Source organism: Microvirga yunnanensis (genome assembly GCF_025460875.1).
On record NZ_JAMXFI010000053.1, the window covers coordinates 1 to 17,389 of the forward strand.

21 protein-coding genes are annotated in these 17,389 nt (G+C 64.0%); 13 read left to right on the forward strand and 8 right to left on the reverse strand.

The genetic code is table 11. The features are described 5' to 3' along the window. Nucleotides 1-177 precede the first annotated feature (177 nt). Nucleotides 178-483: a hypothetical protein gene (locus NF876_RS23405; RefSeq protein WP_262270906.1), complete on the forward strand. Its 306-nt coding sequence runs from the start codon at nucleotides 178-180 to the stop codon at nucleotides 481-483. A gap of 145 nt (nucleotides 484-628) precedes the next feature. Then, nucleotides 629-1,123, forward strand: coding sequence for a hypothetical protein (locus NF876_RS23410; protein ID WP_262270907.1), 495 nt, complete (start codon nucleotides 629-631; stop codon nucleotides 1,121-1,123). Between the two features lie 10 nt (nucleotides 1,124-1,133). Here the strand turns inward: NF876_RS23410 and NF876_RS23415 are convergent, their stop codons facing one another. The 3 genes from NF876_RS23415 to NF876_RS23425 form a co-directional block, all read right to left on the reverse strand. Further along, on the reverse strand, nucleotides 1,134-1,280 hold the full coding sequence (locus tag NF876_RS23415) for a hypothetical protein (RefSeq protein WP_262270908.1): 147 nt from the start codon (nucleotides 1,278-1,280) through the stop codon (nucleotides 1,134-1,136). 294 nt (nucleotides 1,281-1,574) lie between these two features. Beyond that, nucleotides 1,575-1,952, reverse strand: coding sequence for an HNH endonuclease (locus tag NF876_RS43535; protein ID WP_373696708.1), 378 nt, complete (start codon nucleotides 1,950-1,952; stop codon nucleotides 1,575-1,577). A 12-nt stretch (nucleotides 1,953-1,964) separates the two neighbouring features. Then, on the reverse strand, nucleotides 1,965-2,540 hold the full coding sequence (locus tag NF876_RS23425; RefSeq protein WP_262270910.1) for a hypothetical protein: 576 nt from the start codon (nucleotides 2,538-2,540) through the stop codon (nucleotides 1,965-1,967). A gap of 313 nt (nucleotides 2,541-2,853) precedes the next feature. Here NF876_RS23425 and NF876_RS23430 point away from each other — a divergent pair, with 313 nt between their 5' ends. Beyond that, nucleotides 2,854-3,801 carry an NAD(P)/FAD-dependent oxidoreductase gene (locus tag NF876_RS23430; RefSeq protein WP_262270911.1) on the forward strand — a complete coding sequence of 316 codons (948 nt, stop codon included), beginning with the start codon at nucleotides 2,854-2,856 and terminating at the stop codon, nucleotides 3,799-3,801. Between the two features lie 9 nt (nucleotides 3,802-3,810). Here NF876_RS23430 and NF876_RS23435 read toward each other — a convergent pair whose 3' ends face one another. Further along, entirely contained in the window at nucleotides 3,811-4,830 is a 1,020-nt protein-coding gene (locus NF876_RS23435; protein WP_262270912.1) for an alpha/beta hydrolase, read from the reverse strand. 163 nt (nucleotides 4,831-4,993) lie between these two features. Between NF876_RS23435 and NF876_RS23440 the strand changes: the two genes are divergently transcribed. The 3 genes from NF876_RS23440 (at nucleotide 4,994) to NF876_RS23450 (ending at nucleotide 7,949) form a co-directional block, all read left to right on the forward strand. Then, on the forward strand, nucleotides 4,994-6,325 hold the full coding sequence (locus NF876_RS23440; protein WP_262270913.1) for a solute carrier family 23 protein: 1,332 nt from the start codon (nucleotides 4,994-4,996) through the stop codon (nucleotides 6,323-6,325). Nucleotides 6,326-6,457: 132 nt separating this feature from the next. Then, nucleotides 6,458-7,318: an SDR family oxidoreductase gene (locus NF876_RS23445; RefSeq protein ID WP_262270914.1), complete on the forward strand. Its 861-nt coding sequence runs from the start codon at nucleotides 6,458-6,460 to the stop codon at nucleotides 7,316-7,318. 457 nt (nucleotides 7,319-7,775) lie between these two features. Beyond that, a complete protein-coding gene (locus NF876_RS23450) occupies nucleotides 7,776-7,949 on the forward strand; it encodes a DUF1328 domain-containing protein (protein WP_009494036.1) in 174 nt (57 codons plus the stop codon). A gap of 152 nt (nucleotides 7,950-8,101) precedes the next feature. Here NF876_RS23450 and NF876_RS23455 read toward each other — a convergent pair whose 3' ends face one another. Both NF876_RS23455 and NF876_RS23460 read right to left on the reverse strand, forming a co-directional pair. Continuing rightward, nucleotides 8,102-8,647, reverse strand: a complete 546-nt coding sequence (locus tag NF876_RS23455; RefSeq protein WP_262270915.1) for a sigma-70 family RNA polymerase sigma factor — start codon at nucleotides 8,645-8,647, stop codon at nucleotides 8,102-8,104. Then, entirely contained in the window at nucleotides 8,644-9,006 is a 363-nt protein-coding gene (locus NF876_RS23460) for a NepR family anti-sigma factor (protein WP_262270916.1), read from the reverse strand. The genes NF876_RS23455 and NF876_RS23460 overlap by 4 nt, the downstream gene beginning before the upstream one ends. Before the next feature lie 53 nt (nucleotides 9,007-9,059). Here NF876_RS23460 and NF876_RS23465 point away from each other — a divergent pair, with 53 nt between their 5' ends. The 6 genes from NF876_RS23465 to NF876_RS23490 all read left to right on the forward strand — a co-directional run bounded on the left by NF876_RS23465 (nucleotide 9,060) and on the right by NF876_RS23490 (nucleotide 14,354). Continuing rightward, complete coding sequence (locus tag NF876_RS23465) at nucleotides 9,060-9,866, forward strand: response regulator (RefSeq protein ID WP_173948522.1); 807 nt, start codon at nucleotides 9,060-9,062, stop codon at nucleotides 9,864-9,866. A 303-nt stretch (nucleotides 9,867-10,169) separates the two neighbouring features. Further along, nucleotides 10,170-10,691 (forward strand): hypothetical protein, encoded by a 522-nt coding sequence (locus NF876_RS23470; RefSeq protein WP_262270917.1) that lies wholly within the window; start codon nucleotides 10,170-10,172, stop codon nucleotides 10,689-10,691. Between the two features lie 318 nt (nucleotides 10,692-11,009). Continuing rightward, nucleotides 11,010-11,729, forward strand: coding sequence for a PRC-barrel domain-containing protein (locus NF876_RS23475; RefSeq protein ID WP_262270918.1), 720 nt, complete (start codon nucleotides 11,010-11,012; stop codon nucleotides 11,727-11,729). 222 nt (nucleotides 11,730-11,951) lie between these two features. Continuing rightward, nucleotides 11,952-12,188: a hypothetical protein gene (locus tag NF876_RS23480; protein WP_262270919.1), complete on the forward strand. Its 237-nt coding sequence runs from the start codon at nucleotides 11,952-11,954 to the stop codon at nucleotides 12,186-12,188. Nucleotides 12,189-12,201: 13 nt separating this feature from the next. Next, nucleotides 12,202-12,750: a hypothetical protein gene (locus NF876_RS23485; protein ID WP_262270920.1), complete on the forward strand. Its 549-nt coding sequence runs from the start codon at nucleotides 12,202-12,204 to the stop codon at nucleotides 12,748-12,750. Between the two features lie 701 nt (nucleotides 12,751-13,451). After that, a complete protein-coding gene (locus tag NF876_RS23490; protein WP_262270921.1) occupies nucleotides 13,452-14,354 on the forward strand; it encodes a DMT family transporter in 903 nt (300 codons plus the stop codon). An 80-nt stretch (nucleotides 14,355-14,434) separates the two neighbouring features. On the opposite strand, the gene NF876_RS23495 is transcribed toward NF876_RS23490, so the two are convergent. Then, nucleotides 14,435-14,626, reverse strand: coding sequence for a con-10 family general stress protein (locus NF876_RS23495; protein ID WP_009494027.1), 192 nt, complete (start codon nucleotides 14,624-14,626; stop codon nucleotides 14,435-14,437). Nucleotides 14,627-15,068: 442 nt separating this feature from the next. Between NF876_RS23495 and NF876_RS23500 the strand changes: the two genes are divergently transcribed. Continuing rightward, nucleotides 15,069-15,494, forward strand: coding sequence for an HIT family protein (locus NF876_RS23500; RefSeq protein WP_262270922.1), 426 nt, complete (start codon nucleotides 15,069-15,071; stop codon nucleotides 15,492-15,494). A gap of 385 nt (nucleotides 15,495-15,879) precedes the next feature. On the opposite strand, the gene glpK is transcribed toward NF876_RS23500, so the two are convergent. Next, nucleotides 15,880-17,376, reverse strand: a complete 1,497-nt coding sequence (gene glpK, locus NF876_RS23505) for a glycerol kinase GlpK (RefSeq protein ID WP_262270923.1) — start codon at nucleotides 17,374-17,376, stop codon at nucleotides 15,880-15,882. Nucleotides 17,377-17,389: the final 13 nt, after the last annotated feature.

The following is a 17,389-nucleotide window of genomic DNA, read 5'->3' on the forward strand; positions in this document are numbered from 1 at the left end:
CCAGGCGACGCTCCTCCATCTGCTCCGCCGTCAAATGCGTCGGTCGCCAAACGTTGCCTTCCATCGCGAACCTCCTCACGATGATTGACACTGCCCTATGTTACACCCGGCGCGTGAAGATCAATAGCGACAGTTCGGGCCAATTTCGCAGTAGTCAAGTGGGCTGAGGACCGAGGATTGGATCACCGCAATGAAACCCCTGAGATGAAAGCACAATGGGCCAAGTACTACGAGGAGGCCATATCCCAGCCGCGGCAGCGCTCAGTGCCGGAAAATCTGCCGGTGGACCCGAACGACGTGGCACAGTCCTTTCTCAAGCATGGCACTGAACTCGACCAGGTCAGTCGCATGATCGCAAACGCAGAGGGCCGCCGACGATCGGTTCTGCGGCAATTTGAGCGGTACCGCACGTCAGCCCGTCGTGCTTCAGGCAGGCCAGACGTCGTTGATGTTGCGTTCACTGAACCCGCCAGGCTGCGATGATAGCAGATGGCATTGCGAGGGCGTCTCTCCGATGACGAGGAGCCGCGTACGGACAAAGGCGCGATCTCAATCCGTTGCTGCTAACGCGAGCCTCGTGCTCGTTCGCGCCGAGGATCCAAAGGCCTATCTGGCACTCCAGCAAGCCTTGACCGCTGACATCCGTCCGCGCGACGCCATTGAAGCCGCCTTGGCCCAGTCCGTCATCGATCACACATGGAGGATCCAGCGGTTCTGGAGAATTGAGCGAGACCTGCTGGCGGGCCCCGCACCAAATGATTCGGTGCGAGAGGCAAGCGCAGCCCCGCGGCGAAAGGGCCGGGCCGCCCTGTCTGAAGCAGATCGCGATGCGGAGCGAGCGGCACTCCTGGAGGCCTTCCAGAAGAACAGTACGTCTCTGGAGTTGATCGTTCGCCTGCGCACCCGGGCTGAGGCGCAGCGAGATGCGGCCATGCAAGAGCTTGAGCGGTATCGTGAGTTTGCCCGGCGTAATGCCATTCATCAGATCGAGGACGCAGAGTTCACGGAGATCACAGAGGATGGGATCAACCCGGCAACAGGAAGCCAACCGCCGCAACGCGCAGAAAAGCACCGGTCCCCGCAGTCCGGTCGGCCGCGCCCGCGCGAGCCGAAACGCGCTTAAGCATGGTCTCTCAGTAGCGAGACAGTTCCATGGTTTCAACGGGCTGGTCCATGAACTCGCACGGGAATTGCTGGTCGAACTTGGGATGAGCCGTGAGTTCGAGCCGGACCTCCTCCCGCTTGTCGAATCGGAGATCGACCTGCTGCGAGCCCGGCACATCCGTAGTATCTTGCTGCAGCAGCTTCAGTCGGCAACCAAGACTGGCAGGCCCGACGATAGTGTGAAGACCTTGCTTGATCAACTCGGCCGCGTCGACCGCTACGAGCGCCGTGCTCTGTCACGCCGCAAGTTCGCCATCCGTGATCTAGCTCGCTCAATACACGGCCGACCTTCGGCATAGGCTGGCAACTTGCGCATGCGTCATCGCAGTCAGAGTTCCTCATAAGCCAGCAGCAAGACAATTGCTGCGTCACTTGGATCGACCGTTTCAACGGAGTAAGGCTGGAGACCGTTACTCTCGTGGCACAATGGTGCCATTGATCTTCCTCTTCCAGCGACTCTGGCGGCCGCAGGGAAGCGGGTGCTTGGATCGATCAGCGCCGAGATGCCGGATCTTCTGTCGTTTGGCTTTGGCGGCATGCTGATGATCGTCGCGGGTCTTGGCGGCAGCACACGTCGTGTGCGCAGGTCCCATGTTGTCTGGCGCATCCCGGCCTCCGAGTTCCAGGGCTCGAATATGCTCGATGATCCAACGCTCGCGGACGCCATCAATGCGCCGGTTGCACAGAACGCAGACTCCTCGCGCACGCTCCCAGACGGCGAGCCGCACCCGCGGAGAGAGCCGCGCCCGCCGTGTCGTCCCGAGATCTGACGGTTCAACAAGAGGCATGCCGATCGCTCCTCAGCCTTCGTCAGTACCAGGAGGCTCTAAGCTCGATGCCCGTGCAGAAGAATTATCCGCGCTCCCACCCATTGGAGGAGTGGTGCCGTCATCAACGTCGTACGGAATAAGGCGTACCCGCACTCCGAGCGAGGCAACTGTTTGCCTTCGTGCCGCATCAGGCTCGGAAATTCGCTCGGTCCTATGCATCTGATGGGCGGTGGCGCTCCCCTGCGCTTGATGAATCCGAGCGCTGTCGTCATCGTGGTTGTCATCGGACGAGGCGAACACCCCATCCTGTGGCGGCGACGCCTCGACGAGGAAGAGCACGTGATTGGCGCGGCGGACGAGAGCTGCCGTTGCAACGGGATCAAAGCCGAGTGGTGAGTTTTGAGCCTCCAGGAGCAGGTGTGTCAGGTCGCGGATCAGGTGGATCAAGAGATCGCAGTCTCGACACGTGCGGAGGGCTGCGGCCTCGGCCGCCGTCCGATCGCGCAGGATTAGAGCTTCGACAACCGCACGGGCGGAGCGGATGGCATAGCGGAGCTGTGCCGTAGGATCGGGGACGCCGATACAGGAATCTTGGTGATCGGGCATGGGGTTTCTCCAAATCAGCTAAAGAACGTTATATCGTTATTTGGTCATTGTCAACTATCGTCTGTGAAGAGCGTGAAATGCCAATGATCACTTGGCGGAGCCAAAAGCTGACGGCTGGAACCTGTTGGAGATGAGGTGGTGGCCGCGTTCACGCGTGATTTTGGCAGAACGAAGCCAAAGCTGTTGCCCCATCACAACCTCCTCATGCAGCGAGTCCGACCGTTCCAATCACCTAGCCCGGCTGAGCCACGCGATCTTTTTCTGCCCTCAGGTGTTGTGCCTGCGGTGATGCGAGCGGGAGGATGACGCGGGAATGGGTTCGAACGGAGACATCCTGGATTGCCTGATCGTCGGCGGAGGGCCGGCAGGTCTGACGACCGCGTTGTATCTCGCCCGCTTCAAGCGGCGGTTCATCGTGGTGGACAGCGGCACGCCGCGGGCAGCCTGGATCCCGACCAGTCACAACATTCCTGTCTTCGCGGAAGGGATCTCCGGCCGGGACATCCTGGCCCGTGCCCGTGCCAATCTGGAGCAATACGGGCCGACGATCCAGCCGGGTCGGGTCACCGGCCTTCGCAAGCAGCCGGACCGCTTCATTGCGGTCGTGGAGGACAACGACGGCGGCATGACCCAGATCGCGGCCAGGCGCGTGGTGCTGGCCACGGGCTCGGTCGACATCGAGCCCGATCTGCCGGATGTGCCCAATGCCGTCCAGCGGGGGCTGGTGCGCTATTGCCCGATCTGCGACGGCTACGAGTCCCGCGACCGGAAGATCGCCGTCATCGCGTACGGCGCCCATGGCATAGGGGAGGCGGTCTTCATCGCGCGCACCTATTCCCGCGACGTGACCCTGCTCACGTTAGGTCAGCCGCTCGATCTCACGCCGGAGCAGCGAGGAAGGCTCGAGGAGCACGACATCAAGATCATGGAGACGCCCGTCGAGTTCCTGGACATGGAGGAGGATCGCATCTCCGCCGTGCATATGGGCGGCAAGGAGCACCGGTTCGACGTGCTCTATTCGGCACTCGGGCTCAAATACCGGTCGGATCTCGCAATCTCCCTGGGAGCCGAGCACGATCCCTCCGGCAGCCTCCTGGTCGACAGCCATTGCCAGACGAGCGTCAAGGGCCTCTACGCCGCCGGCGACATCGTCCGCGGTCTCGATCAGATCGTGGTCGGCATGGGCCATGCGGCGCTCGCCGCGACCCATATCCACAATCACTGCGAGCTGCCGACGGAGGACGAGCCGGGAGGGGCGTGACAGGGCCCCTCACGACAGCGCCTTGGCCAGGAGCGGCAGGCTGATGTCCATGCGGTAATCGACCGAAGAATGGTCGTCGTGGAATTCCTCGTAGGTGTGAGGGATGCCCGCGGCGTCGAGCTTCCGGTGCAGGAGCCGGGAGCCGTAGACCATGTTGTACTGGTCGATGTCGCCGCAATCGATGGAGAAGGCCTTCAGCTTGCGCAGGTTCTCCTGAAGCTCGGGGCGGTCGACCATGCGCAGGGGATCCCAGCGCAGCCAGTTGGCCCAGCGCGCCTCGATGACCTCGCAGGTCTCGAGATCCACCGGCAGGCGGACCCCGTAGAACTGGCTCGGGTCGGGGTCGAAGCTCGCCGCCTGGGCGAGGAGCATCAGCACGTGCCAGTCCTTGTCCTTGGCCTTCGGGCCGGCCTCGAACTTGCGCAGGAAAGCCTCGATGGACATGCCGTGGTCGACGAGGTGGCGCAGCGCCCCGGCGAACTCGCCGAGGTGATAGAGATATTCGAACCCGACGTCGCCCGAGTGGGAGGCCGCCGCCGACCAGACGGAACCGCCATGCCGCAGGGCCTGCACCATGGCGCCGTAGCCGCCCGAACTCTTGCCGAACACGCCCCGGCGCCCATCGCCGCCGCAGCCGAAGCGCTCCTCGACGAAGGGGAGCATCTCGCGCACGAGGAACGTCTCCCAGGAGCCCATGGCGGCGCTGTCGACATATTGATTGCCGCCGAGCCGCGTGAAGCAGTCGGGAAAGGCCACCACGACCGGCGGCATCGCGCCGGTGCCGATCAGGCGGTCGAGGCGCTCGGGCACGTTCTCGCCGTAGTTCTTCCAGTTGGTATGCGCCGGGCCGCCCGCCGTGTAGCCAACGAGATCGACGAGGAGAGGCAGGTTCCGGCCGTCATGGCCCGCCGGCACATAGACGTCGATCCGGCGACGGGAGGGATCCCCGAGAAGATTGCCTTCGAGGCTTCGGCTGTCGAGCCGGAGGGTGTGCAGCATGCCTTCCGGAACGTCATGATCTTTGCGCATGGTCATCCTCATCCTGGCCACGGGAAATGATGTGGCGGCCAAAAGGGCACTTGTCCAGAATCCGGGCTCTCGCGGCGGTTAATAAGTCCTTATCACACCTAGCCATTCCCCGGATCGCGGGTCTACGGTGCTGCTCAATAAGCCAAATCCTGGGGGAGTATTCATGTCCGACAGTTTCCTGCCGCGATGGAGCCTGAAGACCGACGGCATCATCATGCCGGACGAGCGGCTGCCGACCGGCCAGATGATCGTCGTGGGCTTGCAGCACGTGGTCGCCATGTTCGGCGCGACCGTGCTCGCCCCGATCCTCATGGGGTTCGACCCCAACGTCTCGATCCTGTTCTCGGGTCTTGCCACCATCATCTTCTTCTTCGTGGTCGGCGGCCGGGTGCCGAGCTATCTCGGCTCGAGCTTCGCCTTCATCGGGCCCGTTCTCGTGGCCACGGGCGCGAGCGTCGGCAGCCCCAACGGGAACATCCCCCTGGCGCTCGGCGGCATCATCGCGGCCGGCGCGCTCTACTTCCTGATCGGGCTCGTGGTACAGCTGGCGGGGCACCGCTGGATCGAGCGGCTGATGCCGCCGGTCGTGACGGGCGCCATCGTGGCGGCGATCGGCCTCGTGCTCGCGCCGATCGCGATCAACAGCGCGTCCGGCGTCACGCCGGACAATCAGGCCGGCAGCGACTTCGCCCGCTGGATCGCGCTCGCCACCGTGGTGGCCGTGGGCTTCGTGGCCGTCTATGCGCCGGGAACGATGCGCCGCCTGCCGGTGCTGATCGGGGGCGCCGCCGGCTACCTGATCTACTACATCTGCGCCAACGTTCTGGGCCTCGGGCAGCCCATCGACTTCACGAGGATCGGCCAGGCCGCGTGGTTCGGCCTGCCGACCTTCCAGAGCCCGGTCTTCGACGCGCGGGCCATCAGCCTCATCGCCCCGGTGGCGATCATCCTGGTGGCGGAGAATCTCGGGCACATCAAGGCCATCGGCGCCATGACGGGCCGCAACCTCGATCCCTATCTCGGCCGCGCCTTCATGGGCGACGGTCTGGCCACCATGCTGTCCGGCGCGGCGGGCGGCACGGGCATGACGACCTATGCCGAGAACATGGGCGTTATGGCGGTGACCCGCATCTACTCGACGCTGGTCTTCATCATCGCGGCCGGTTTCGCGCTCCTTCTCGGGCTGTCGCCGAAGTTCGGCGCCTTCATCGGGACCATTCCGGGGCCGGTGCTCGGCGGCCTGTCCATCGTGGTCTTCGGGCTCATCGCCGCGACGGCCGGCCGGATCTGGGTCGAGAACCGGGTCGATTTCTCGAACCCGCGCAATCTGATCACCGTGGCGGTCGCGCTGGTCCTCGGAGCCGGCAACTTCAAGCTGAACGTGGGGGGCTTCACCCTCGACGGCATCGGCACGGCGACCTTCGGGGCGATCATCCTCTACCACATCCTGCGGATGACGCCCGAAACCGCCGAGCGCCCGCACCCGGCGGAATAGCGCCGGTCCTTTCTCAGGAACACGCCCATGGAGCCCGCGTTGAGCCCCAACGCGGGCTTCGCTTCTTCGGAGACCTGCCCTCCATCCTGGCCGGTCGGAGGCCCGCATCCTCTTCTTCCACGGAACGATGCCATGAGCTCCGAACAGACGCAGACCCTTCCTCCCCAGGTGCAGGACCGGCAGCCCGGCCGCGAGACCGAAATGACCCCGCGGCCCGATTACGAGCCCCGCTATCCCGGCAGCGGCCGATTGCAGGGCAAGGTCGCGCTCATCACCGGCGGCGACAGCGGCATCGGGCGGGCGACCGCTGTTCTCTTCGCCCGCGAGGGCGCGGACCTTGCGATCCTCTACCTGGACGAGGGCGAGGACGCGCAGGAGACCAAGCGCCTGGTCGAACGGGAAGGGCGCGCATGCCTGACGATCGCCGGCGATGTCGGCGATCCCGGCTTCTGCCGCTCGGCCGTCGAGCAGGTCGTCCAGCGCTTCGGCAAGCTGGACGTCCTCGTCAACAACGCGGCCGAGCAGCATCCGAAGAAGGACATCGGCGAGATCACGCCGGATCAGATCGACCGCACCTTCCGCACCAACATCTTCGGTTATTTCTACATGGTGCAGGCGGCCATGAAGCATCTCAAGCCGGGCGCCGCGATCATCAACACCACGTCGGTGACGGCCTATCGCGGCAGCGCCGACCTGCTCGACTACAGCGCCACCAAGGGCGCGATCGTCGCCTTCACGCGCTCCCTGGCCCAGAAGCTCGCGGGCGAGGGCATCCGGGTCAACGGCGTGGCCCCGGGGCCCATCTGGACGCCCCTCATCCCCTCCACGTTCCCGGTCGAGAAGGTGAAGCAGTTCGGTGCCAACACACCCCTGAAGCGCCCAGGCCAGCCCAACGAGGTCGCGCCGTCCTACCTGTTCCTGGCCTGCGAGGACTCGTCCTACATCACCGGCTCGGTCCTGCACCCGAACGGCGGGGATGCGACGGAATCCTGAAAAAGGGAAGGGCGGCTCTTTCGAGCCGCCCTTTTTTGAAAGCACCGAAGGGCGCGTCAGCGCCTGCGGCGGACCCGAACCGGGACCAGGCTCCGCTGCGGCGTCGCCCCGGCGAAGAAAAGCATGACGGCGGAGAGAGACCCGCCAAGAAGGAAAAGAACTTCTGCAATTTCGACGTGAGACGCCGCACCAATCATCGCCGCCAGAGCAGTAACAATCGCAAAGATACAAGATGCACGAAGGGCAACCGAACGAGTCATCGACCATCTCTCCCAAGTGATCTGGAAAACGTATGGGCTAGGGGCAGGTTCCATGTGAATGAAAGCCTGCTCGATTACCTTTGAATGGCGGATGAACACAGCGGATCGTCGTTCCCGATTGGAACCCTACAGTCGCGCTTGGCGTTGTTTGAACATCGTCGGCTTGCAGTCGATTGGACATTCAGCGAGGTAACACCATGCTCGGTTGGGCAGTCACTTTTCTCATCATCGCTCTGGTCGCAGCTCTCTTCGGCTTCGGCGGCATCGCCGGCACGGCCGTCGAGATCGCGAAGCTGATCTTCTTCGTCGCGATCGTTCTCTTCGCCATCTCGGCCGTGATCGGTCTGCTGCGCGGACGAAGCCCCATGTGATGTCGGCCCCATGTGATGTTGGCCCCATCTCGCCGTTGAGGCGTCGGGGTCACGAACGCCGCCCCGCGAGGGCGGCGTTTTCGTTGATGAGGTGACGTAAGGAAAGGCAAGTGACGCAAGGAAAGGGGGTGAGTAAGGAAAAGAAGGGGCGGTCAGCTCTGCAGCGCCGCTCTCGTCATGCTGTCGGGGCCGAGATCTTCGATGTCCTCGACGTTCAGCAGGGACGCGAGGCGAAAGCGGGCACGGTTCACGCGGCTTTTGATCGTCCCGACGGCGCAGCCGCAGATATGCGCGGCTTCCTCGTAGGAGAATCCGGATGCGCCGACCAGAAGCAGAGCCTCGCGCTGATCGGCCGGGAGCTTGGCGAGCGCGCTGCGGAAATCCTCGAAATCCAGGTGCGAGCCCTGTTCGGGCTGAACCTTCAGGCGCCCCGCATAGGAGCCGTCGGGGTCCTCGACCTCACGCCGCCGCTTGCGGTATTCGGAATGGAAGAGGTTGCGGAGGATGGTGAAAAGCCAGGCATTCAGGTTCGTTCCCGGTTCGAACCGATGCAGATTGGCCAAGGCCCGGAGAAGGGTATCCTGAACGAGGTCGTCGGCCCTGTCGACCTGACCCGAGAGGGAGATGGCGAAGGCGCGAAGGCTGGGAACCGCCGCGAGAAGAGCCTCCCGTAACTCCGGTTCGGGTTCTGGGGTCATTGCGACCCCTCCTTCCCCCCGTTCTTCTTGTCCAGCTGATCGAGCAGGTCCTTGAAACGGTCTGGAACGGGCTGCTGCATCAGTTCGTCATACATGGCGCGAAGTTGGTCGCCGATGCGCTTCTGGCTGCCGCTGTCGAGCTTGGGGTCGTTGGCAAGCTTATCGTTCTCGTCGTTCACGGATGCATCCAGAATGGCCCGAGCAAGCTTGTTCCCCTTATCGACCGTCATCTTAGTCCCCTTGCTATCCCATTTTTCTGAGGGATAGCCAACCTTGGCAATATCCATATATTGGTTTTCGAGCAATAACGCTGGTTGCTGCGCCCGGTTCCATCCATGGAACTTTCGCAGCTTTGCCACGTTGAATGGTCCGTCGGTACAACGAGCCAAAAGCACAGTTTAAGGGGAAGCGAATGTCGACAGCGCAGCTTGTCGTCCAGCACTTACCATATCTTCGCCGCTACGCGCGCGCTCTCACAGGCAGCCAGATGGCTGGAGACGCCTATGTGGCCGCCACCTTGGAGACCCTCGTCAGCGAGCCGGAGACCATCGGGCCTTCCGGAAACGTGAAGGTGGAGCTCTTTCAGGTCTTTACCCGAATCTGGAATTCCCTGTCGGTGAACGGACGCAGCGAGCAGATCCAGCGCGACCTGCCGGCGGAGGTCCGCCTGGGCCAGATCACCCCGCTTCCCCGACAGGCGTTCCTTCTGTCCTGCCTCGAAGGCTTCGGAGAGGAGGAGGTCGGCCAGATCCTCGACGTCGACACGAAGACCGTCCGCGAACTCGTCGACGAGGCCGGGCGGGAGCTCGCGGCCGATATGGCGACGGACATCCTCATCATCGAGGACGAGCCTCTCATCGCCATGGACCTCGAGGCCCTGGTCGAGGGCCTCGGCCATAACGTGACGGGCGTCGCCCGCACCAGGACCGAAGCCGTCAAGCTGGCTTCCGCCAAGCAGCCGGGCCTGATCCTGGCCGATATCCAGCTGGCCGACGGCAGCTCGGGTCTCGATGCGGTCAATGACCTCCTCAAGGCGTTCGAGGTTCCGGTGATCTTCATCACGGCCTACCCGGAGCGCTTCCTGACCGGCGAGCGGCCCGAGCCCGCCTTCCTGATCGCCAAGCCGTTCCAGCCTGCGAATGTCTCGGCGGTCATCAGCCAGGCCCTGTTCTTCCAGCAGAGCGCCCGGCGCCGCGAGCCCCGCGCCGCGACAGCCTGATCCTTCAGGCTGATAGGATTACCAAGTAATTGCCCGGCCGTTGGCCGGGCTTTTCTTTTATCATGATGTATAGGCACAAAAAAAGACGGGCTCATGAGCCCGTCTAAGGTGCCGGCCAATGCACAAGGGGAATGCGGGGAGGACCAGGAGGCCGGTACTTTAAGAACGCCCTATGGAAAACAAAGGTTCCCAGCTTTTTCATCCCACTTTTTATTCGTCGCTTCGAGGGAATGAGGCAGGAACATCAAAGAAATGGTCGCGTTGTTTTTTCGAATTGTTGAGCTGAGAGAGCAGGAGAGAGGGATGTTCCGCACACCTGTAGCTTTGGTCGCGTTGGCTGGGGCTTTCTTCGTGGCCGGAAGCTTCGCCCCATCGTCCTTCACCATGTCTCCGCTTGTGCAATCGGAAGCCCTGGCTCTCGCGGCCCCGGTTCCGGTGAAAGGCGATCGGATCGCGGCGCCCGTTCCGGCGAGCAGGCCCGCGGCGGTTTCGATCGTGGAGCTGGTCGGCGTGTCCAACGCCGCCGTGATCCTGCGGGACCGGGACGGCAAGGTGCTCTACAAGTCGGATCCCCGCTCCGGCATCACGACCTTCGCCCGGGACACGGACCTGCCGGTCGTGACCCTCAAGGAGGAGGTGCCGGGCCCGGTTGCGCAGCACCCGGTCCGCCGCCAGGAGGGCAGCGAGACTCCGCAGAACCAGAGCCAGAAGCCGAAGAGCCGCAACCCCATCGGCTGCGTCGGCGACGTGTCGCCGCTCGCCCGGGCCAGCGCCAACCGGATGCCGAGCCTCTGCCTCGCCTCCCTCGAGCAGTCGCTGTCCTGATCGATTGCCGACCAGCCGCTTCGCATCGGGGAAGCGGCTTCCCCGGTCAGCCGGAGCCTTTGCGCCGGAACCAATCATCGTCAAGACGGTTGCCGTTATCGGCATGGTTGATGTTGCCTGTCGCCGTGAAGGCGGCAGAGCTTCCCTGTCATCATGCAAATATTAATAAGTATTCATTTTCGAAAAGCAGACTAGAGAAGCCGATAACATTGTCTTGATCCGGTGGATAATCGGAACGGACGCTGGTGCTGCGCGTTACATCTCCGCGCACTTGAGTGCACAACGCGATTTTCAACGGATCCTCAGGAGAAATAAGCAATGCTGAAGAAGCATATGGCAGCTTGCCTCGTCGTGACGGCTTTTGCGGCCGCGCCCGCCCTCGCACAGACTTCGTCCCCGTCGGCCCCGACCGATCGCCCGGCGGCCTCGGGCTCGGGTTCGACCACCTCGGGCTCGCCGGCCATGCAGCCTGGTGCCTCCGGATCCTCCTCGTCCACGCAGTCCACGACCACCATGGGCCAGAACAGCGCCATGCAGGGTCAGTTCATCACCAAGATGGAATCGAACCACATCATGGCGTCCGATCTGATCGGCACCAAGGTGGTCAGCGCCAACAACGAATCGATCGGCGACATCAATGACGTGATCATGGACCGCAACGGCCAGATCATGGCCGCCGTCGTCGGCGTGGGCGGCTTCCTGGGCATCGGCGAGAAAGATGTGGCCGTTCCGTTCAAGTCGCTCGAGTTCGCGACCAGCCAGCAGGCGCAGGCCATGGACAGCAGCCGCAGCGGCAGCAACAGCGTGAACACCACGGGTTCGACGGCGACCACGGGCAACACGACCGCGACGGGTTCTGGAACGGCCGGCTCGACCAACACCGCGTCCAACACCTCGTCGGGCAACCAGAACCAGCCCGAGCGCGTCGTCCTCCGGATGACGAAGGCCGAGCTCCAGGCCGCTCCGGCCTTCGATGAGGATGGCGACACCAACGCCAACCGGTCGACGACCGGCACCACGACGGCTCCGAAGCAGTAACGCACCGGCGGCCCTTGCCGGAAGGCGGCGCCTGAGGACACTCAGGCGCCGTTTTGCTGTGGGCGGGACCCGCTGTCGTGGCCCCTTCCGACAGGCGGGTGCGACGCATTCCCCGGCTGTCCCGGTCTCCAGCGCGGGACCAGACTTGTTGCCGCACAAGGAACCGAGGGTTGATGCATACGTTGCCGTTCCAAGCGCCATGAGAATGCGGAGGAAACGATCATGACTGCCACCAACGAACTCGACGCGGTTCTCTGCCAGGAAGAGCTTCCGGACGAATTCTCCCGGCTTGCCTCCAGCTCCTCGCCCAGGGACAAGCCGTCCGTGGCCTCCATGCTCAGCGGCATCATCCCGGTCAGCTCGCAGGACGAGGTGACCTGTCCGCTGCTGCTGCGGAGGCATCTTGTCGTTCCCGCCTTGCCGCATGTGGTGCCGACGGCAAGCCGCCAGCATATCTGAGGTCCGCTCTCCGATGCTTGATGTGTTCCCCGGTTCGAATGCGCCACGGGCCGTTGCGGTCCTGCTCCATCCGAGCATCGTACCCGTCATCGACGTCTTCCGGTCGCTCGACCTCCTCGAGGATCAATATGACCTCGCTCTTCTCGACGGGCCCGAGCAGGGACTGACCGCCTATACCGGGCAGGAAGCCGCCAAGGGCATCGTCTCGGACGCCCTTCTCTTGGCCTTCGCCCTGACGCGCCAGCCCGGCGGGCCGTTCGCCTATCGGCCCGTCGGATCCCGTCATGGGAGCCTCGACGAGTTCTGCCTGCTCACCCTGATCGCCTCCTCGCGCAACCTCGGCTCCGACCTGGCGGTCGAAGCCGCGTCGCTCCTGGATGTGGCGTCGCTCGATGTCATGGGACCTCTGACGGGCGAGATCCTTCGACACATGGATGCGGGAGACCTCGTGTTCGCGCTTCCGAGCCTTCCTGAATTCAGAGCCATGATGGGGACAAGATCCTCCGAGGAGGTTCTCGTCGAGGCTGCTCCCGGCAAGGCGGAACGCAACCTGAGGCACTAAAGCATCGGACCCAAAAGTGGACTTGCAATTTTGGGATCCATCCGATGCTTTCTTCTTGAATGAGAGCATCGTGGGGACGAAAGCGGGTCCCCTTTTCCCGTCCGATGCTCCAGGCCCGCGCCGCTCCCGGAGATGATCGAAACGTTCTCCCGTCATGGCACCCTCTCACGTCATGGCCGGCCTTGTGCCGGCCATCCCGATCGGAAGAGCGCGGCGTTTCAATCCATCGGGATCACCGGGACAAGCCCGGTGATGACGTGGAGAGGTGAAACGGGTCGGTGATAACACCCTCCGCACGTCATGGCCGGGCTTGTCCCGGCCATCCCGATCGGAAGGGTGCGGCGCTCCACAGCATCGGGATCACCGGGACAAGCCCGGTGATGACGTGGTGGTGGATCGGACAAGCCCGGTGATGACGTGGAGAGCGGGACAAGCCCGCTGATGACGACGGGGTGTCCATCCGGCCGAGCGGTCAAGACACGGTCCCGGACGATGCCTCAGCCAAAGGTGGAGCATCGGATTCAGGCCTGGGTCGCCTTGTCACGTCCGATGCTCGCGCGCCCGGGTTCGGCCTCCGAACCGGTGCCTGGTCGCGACAACCTCAGCCGTCCATCTGTTCAAATCGTTCGTCTGCTGCCACGATACCATTCTTCGCTCTCCCATCTTCCGGAACCTCGAATGGCCGTCATCGGGTCTGTCGCGTGAGGCGCATCGCAGCTTTCGCCCTGATGGCGCTCATCTGGGGGCTGACCTGGCTGCCGATGAAGGTCGCCTCGGAGGTCGTCCCGCCGATCTTTCTCGCCGCGATGCGCTTCCTCCTCGCGGCACCGTGCTTTTTCCTGATCGCGCTGGCCCAGGGCCTTCCTGTGCGGCCCGGCCGGTTCAGCCGCATCGTGGCCGCCTCCCTGCTGATCACGACCGGCTGCTACGGGTTCCTGTTCTGGGGCGTCGCGAGGGCGCCGAGCGGTTTGTCCGCCATCGTGAATCTCTCCCTGATGCCCATCTTCCTGGTGGTCATCGGCGCCCTTTACGGACAGGAGCGGATCACGATGCGCCGGGTGGCGGCCATCGGGTTCGGGATCGCGGGTCTTGCCCTTCTCTTCTCCGGCCGAACGGGTGCCGCCCAGGAAGGCGCCACGCCCGTCATCGGTCTCGTCGCCGTCGCCATCGGGACCGTGTCCTACGCCTGGGGATCGGTGATCAGCCGACCGCTGACCCTGGCCATGCCGCCCCTGATCCTTGCCTTCTGGCAGAGCCTCGTCGGCGGGGTCGCGCTGGTCCCGGTCTCCTTCGCGGTCGAGGGGTACGATCCTGCGTATGTCTCGGCGCTGTCCGACCCGAGGGCCCTGTTCGGCCTGGGGGTCCTGGTGCTGGGCGGCTCGCTGGTCGCCTTCTGGATCTATCTGGGACTCGTGCGTGACTGGGGCGCCTTTCGGGCGGGACTTTATTCCTTCATCAGCCCGATCATCGCGGTTGCCGCCGGGGTGGTCTATGCCCACGAACCGTTCGGTTGGGCGGAAGGTCTCGGCATGGGCATCATGCTGGCCGCCACGGCCCTGTCGCTGTCGGAAAAAAAGCCCGTGACGGCAGCCCGATCCGGGTGAGACCGCCGCAAGCCGACGAGGCTGTCCAAAAGTAAAGGGGCCGTCCAGCGGCCCCTAAACCAATCATTGTCAGAAACGAACTATTCCTGGTTGCCACGGGTGTTGCCCGAGGCCTGACCGCCCTTGCGGCCGGCTTCCGAGGCGAGTTCGCGGTCCTGGGAGAAAGACCGCTTCTCGGCCGGAACGCTCTTACCGCCTTTGCTTGCGATTTCGCGCTGCCGGTCAGAGTCCATCGACGCGAAGCCACGCTTCGAGGTCGAACCACCTGCCATTTATGCCTCCTTATCAATGGTGTCCGTGCTTCTTCAACCGCAAGGGGATTCGATGGTTCCGGTTCGTTTGAGGGAACCTTTGCAAAAATTTTCACGAAAATATTCAAATCCCGCGAATTGTTACGCTTAGCCGAGAGATTTAAGCCGCGCGAACGTGGCAACAACTTGTCCGTGGGAATAAGAACCGAAAAGGTACTTACCTCGATACACGTTCCTTGGCTGCGTTCTATTTGCGAATAGGGTCGGCACGGAGGTCAGTCGTTGATCCTCCGGGGTCGCGAACGGACATGGATCCTTCGCGGCGACTCGAGGAATCCCCGTCGAAGGCCAGCGGAGAGAGGCGAGGAGAGATGATTATCCGCCGTGATGCCTGTACAAGGCTTGGCGCGGGCGTTCACCGGCGGGCGCCTCGAACGTTCAAAGCTCAGCAAGAGAGGGCGGGATGACCTACGACGACAGCAATGTGTTCGCGAAGATCCTCCGGGGCGAGCTACCCTGTCATAAGGTTTACGAGACGGACCGGGTCCTGGCGTTCATGGACGTCATGCCCCGCGGGGACGGGCACGTGCTGGTGATCCCGAAGGCCAAGGCCCGCAATCTTCTCGATGTGGACCCGGATGAACTGGCCGAACTCGCGAAGGCGGTTCAGATCGTCGGGAAAGCGGCCAAAACGGCGCTCTCGGCCGACGGGCTGACGATCCAGCAGTTCAATGAGAGCGCCGGCGGACAGGTGGTGTTCCACATCCACTTCCATGTGATCCCCCGCTTCGAGGGCGTCGCGCTGAAGCCCCATACGGGCCAGATGGAAAAGCCCGAAGTGCTGGCGGATTTCGCCGAAAAGATCCGCGCCGCGCTGCGCACGGCGTGATGGGCGGCGGCCATGCAAGTCGTCGTTGCCGCTTGAATTCGGCCTGAAACAGCCGTCTCCGCACGTCATCACCGGCCTTGTGCCGGTGATCCCGATGCGAGGCGCTGCGCGTCATACGATCGTCCGTCATACGATCGTCATGGCCGGGACAAGCCCGGCCAGGCCGAAGAGGGCTCCAACACGCGCGGAGCGTCAGGATGGATGAGGCCTAGAGCATCGGACCCAAAAGTGGACCCACTTTTGGGATCGGATCCGATGCTCATCGCCTTAAGCAGCGCATCGTTCGGAGCGGACCCAGCGGGCCGCGCAAGCGAAAACCGGGTCCACTTTTCACTGACGTGGCCCTTCGGGTCGCTGACGCGGCCCTCTGGGTCCGCACGATGCGCTAGTCCGCCCAGTCGAGCGAGCGGGCGATGGCCTTGTCCCAGACGGCGTTCAGCCGCTCGCGGCGGGAGGCATCCATGGCGGGCGTCCACCGCCTGTCGACGGCCCAGTTGCGCACCAGTTCGTCCGTCCCGCTCCAGAACCCCGTCGCCAGGCCGGCCGCATAGGCGGCGCCCAGGGCCGTGGTTTCGATGACCCTGGGGCGCACCACGGGCACGTTCAGGATATCGGCCTGGAACTGCATCAGGAGCTCGTTGACCACCATGCCGCCATCCGTGCGCAGCTCCTTCACGGCGATGCCGGTGTCCTTGGCCATGGCGTCGAGCACCTCGCGGGTCTGGAACGCGGTGGCTTCGAGGGCCGCGCGGGCGATGTGGCCCTTGTCGGCAAAGCGCGTCAGGCCGCCGATCAGGCCGCGGGCATGCGCGTTCCAGTGCGGCGCATAGAGGCCCGAGAAGGCCGGCACGATGGTCACTCCGCCATTGTCCTCCACGCCCCGGGCGAGGGTCTCGATCTCGGTGCTGGTCCGGATCAGTCCGAGATTGTCCCGCAGCCACTGCACCAGGGCCCCGGCGATCGCGATGGATCCCTCGAGGGCATAGACGGTCTTGCCCTGGCCGAAGCGGTAGCCCACCGTGGTGAGCAGGCCGCATGTCGACGGGTAGGGGGTCTCGCCGGTGTTCATGAGCATGAAGCAGCCGGTGCCATAGGTGTTCTTGGCCTCGCCCTGCCGGAAGCAGGTCTGTCCCACGAGGGCCGCCTGCTGGTCGCCGAGGATTCCCGCGATGGGTACCCCCGCGAGCCCGTCGGTCGCCTCGCCATAGACCTCGCTCGATGAGCGGATCCGCGGCAGGCAGGCTCTCGGGATGTCGAAGAGTGTCAGGATCTCCTCGTCCCAGTCGAGGCCGCGCAGGTTCATGAGCTGGGTGCGGCTCGCATTGGTCACATCGGTGATGTGGCGGCCGCCATCGACGCCGCCCGTCAGGTTCCACACGAGCCAGGTGTCGATGTTGCCGAACAGCACGTCACCGGCCGTGGCCTTCTCGCGGGCTCCCGGAACGTTGTCGAGCAGCCAGCGCAGCTTGAGGCCGGAAAAATAGCTCGCCAGCGGCAGGCCGGTCCGGTCCCGCAGGCGATCATGCCCGCCGTCCCGGGCGAATTCCTCGACGATGGGATCGACCCGGGTGTCCTGCCAGACCAGGGCGTTGGAGAGCGGCCGCCCGGTGCGCCGGTCCCAGATCAGCGTCGTCTCGCGCTGGTTGGTGATGCCGATGGCCGCCAGATCCCGGGGCGACAGCCCCTTCTTCGCCAGCGCCTGCGCGATGACCTCCTGCGTGTTGCGCCAGATCTCGAGGGGATCGTGCTCCACATGGCCGGGTGCGGGGTAGATCTGCTCGTGCTCCTTCTGGCCGACCGAGACGATCGCTCCGGCCTTGTCGAACACGATGAAGCGCGAGCTGGTCGTGCCCTGGTCGATGGCGCCGACGTACTGAGCCATGGTCTTCCCCCGA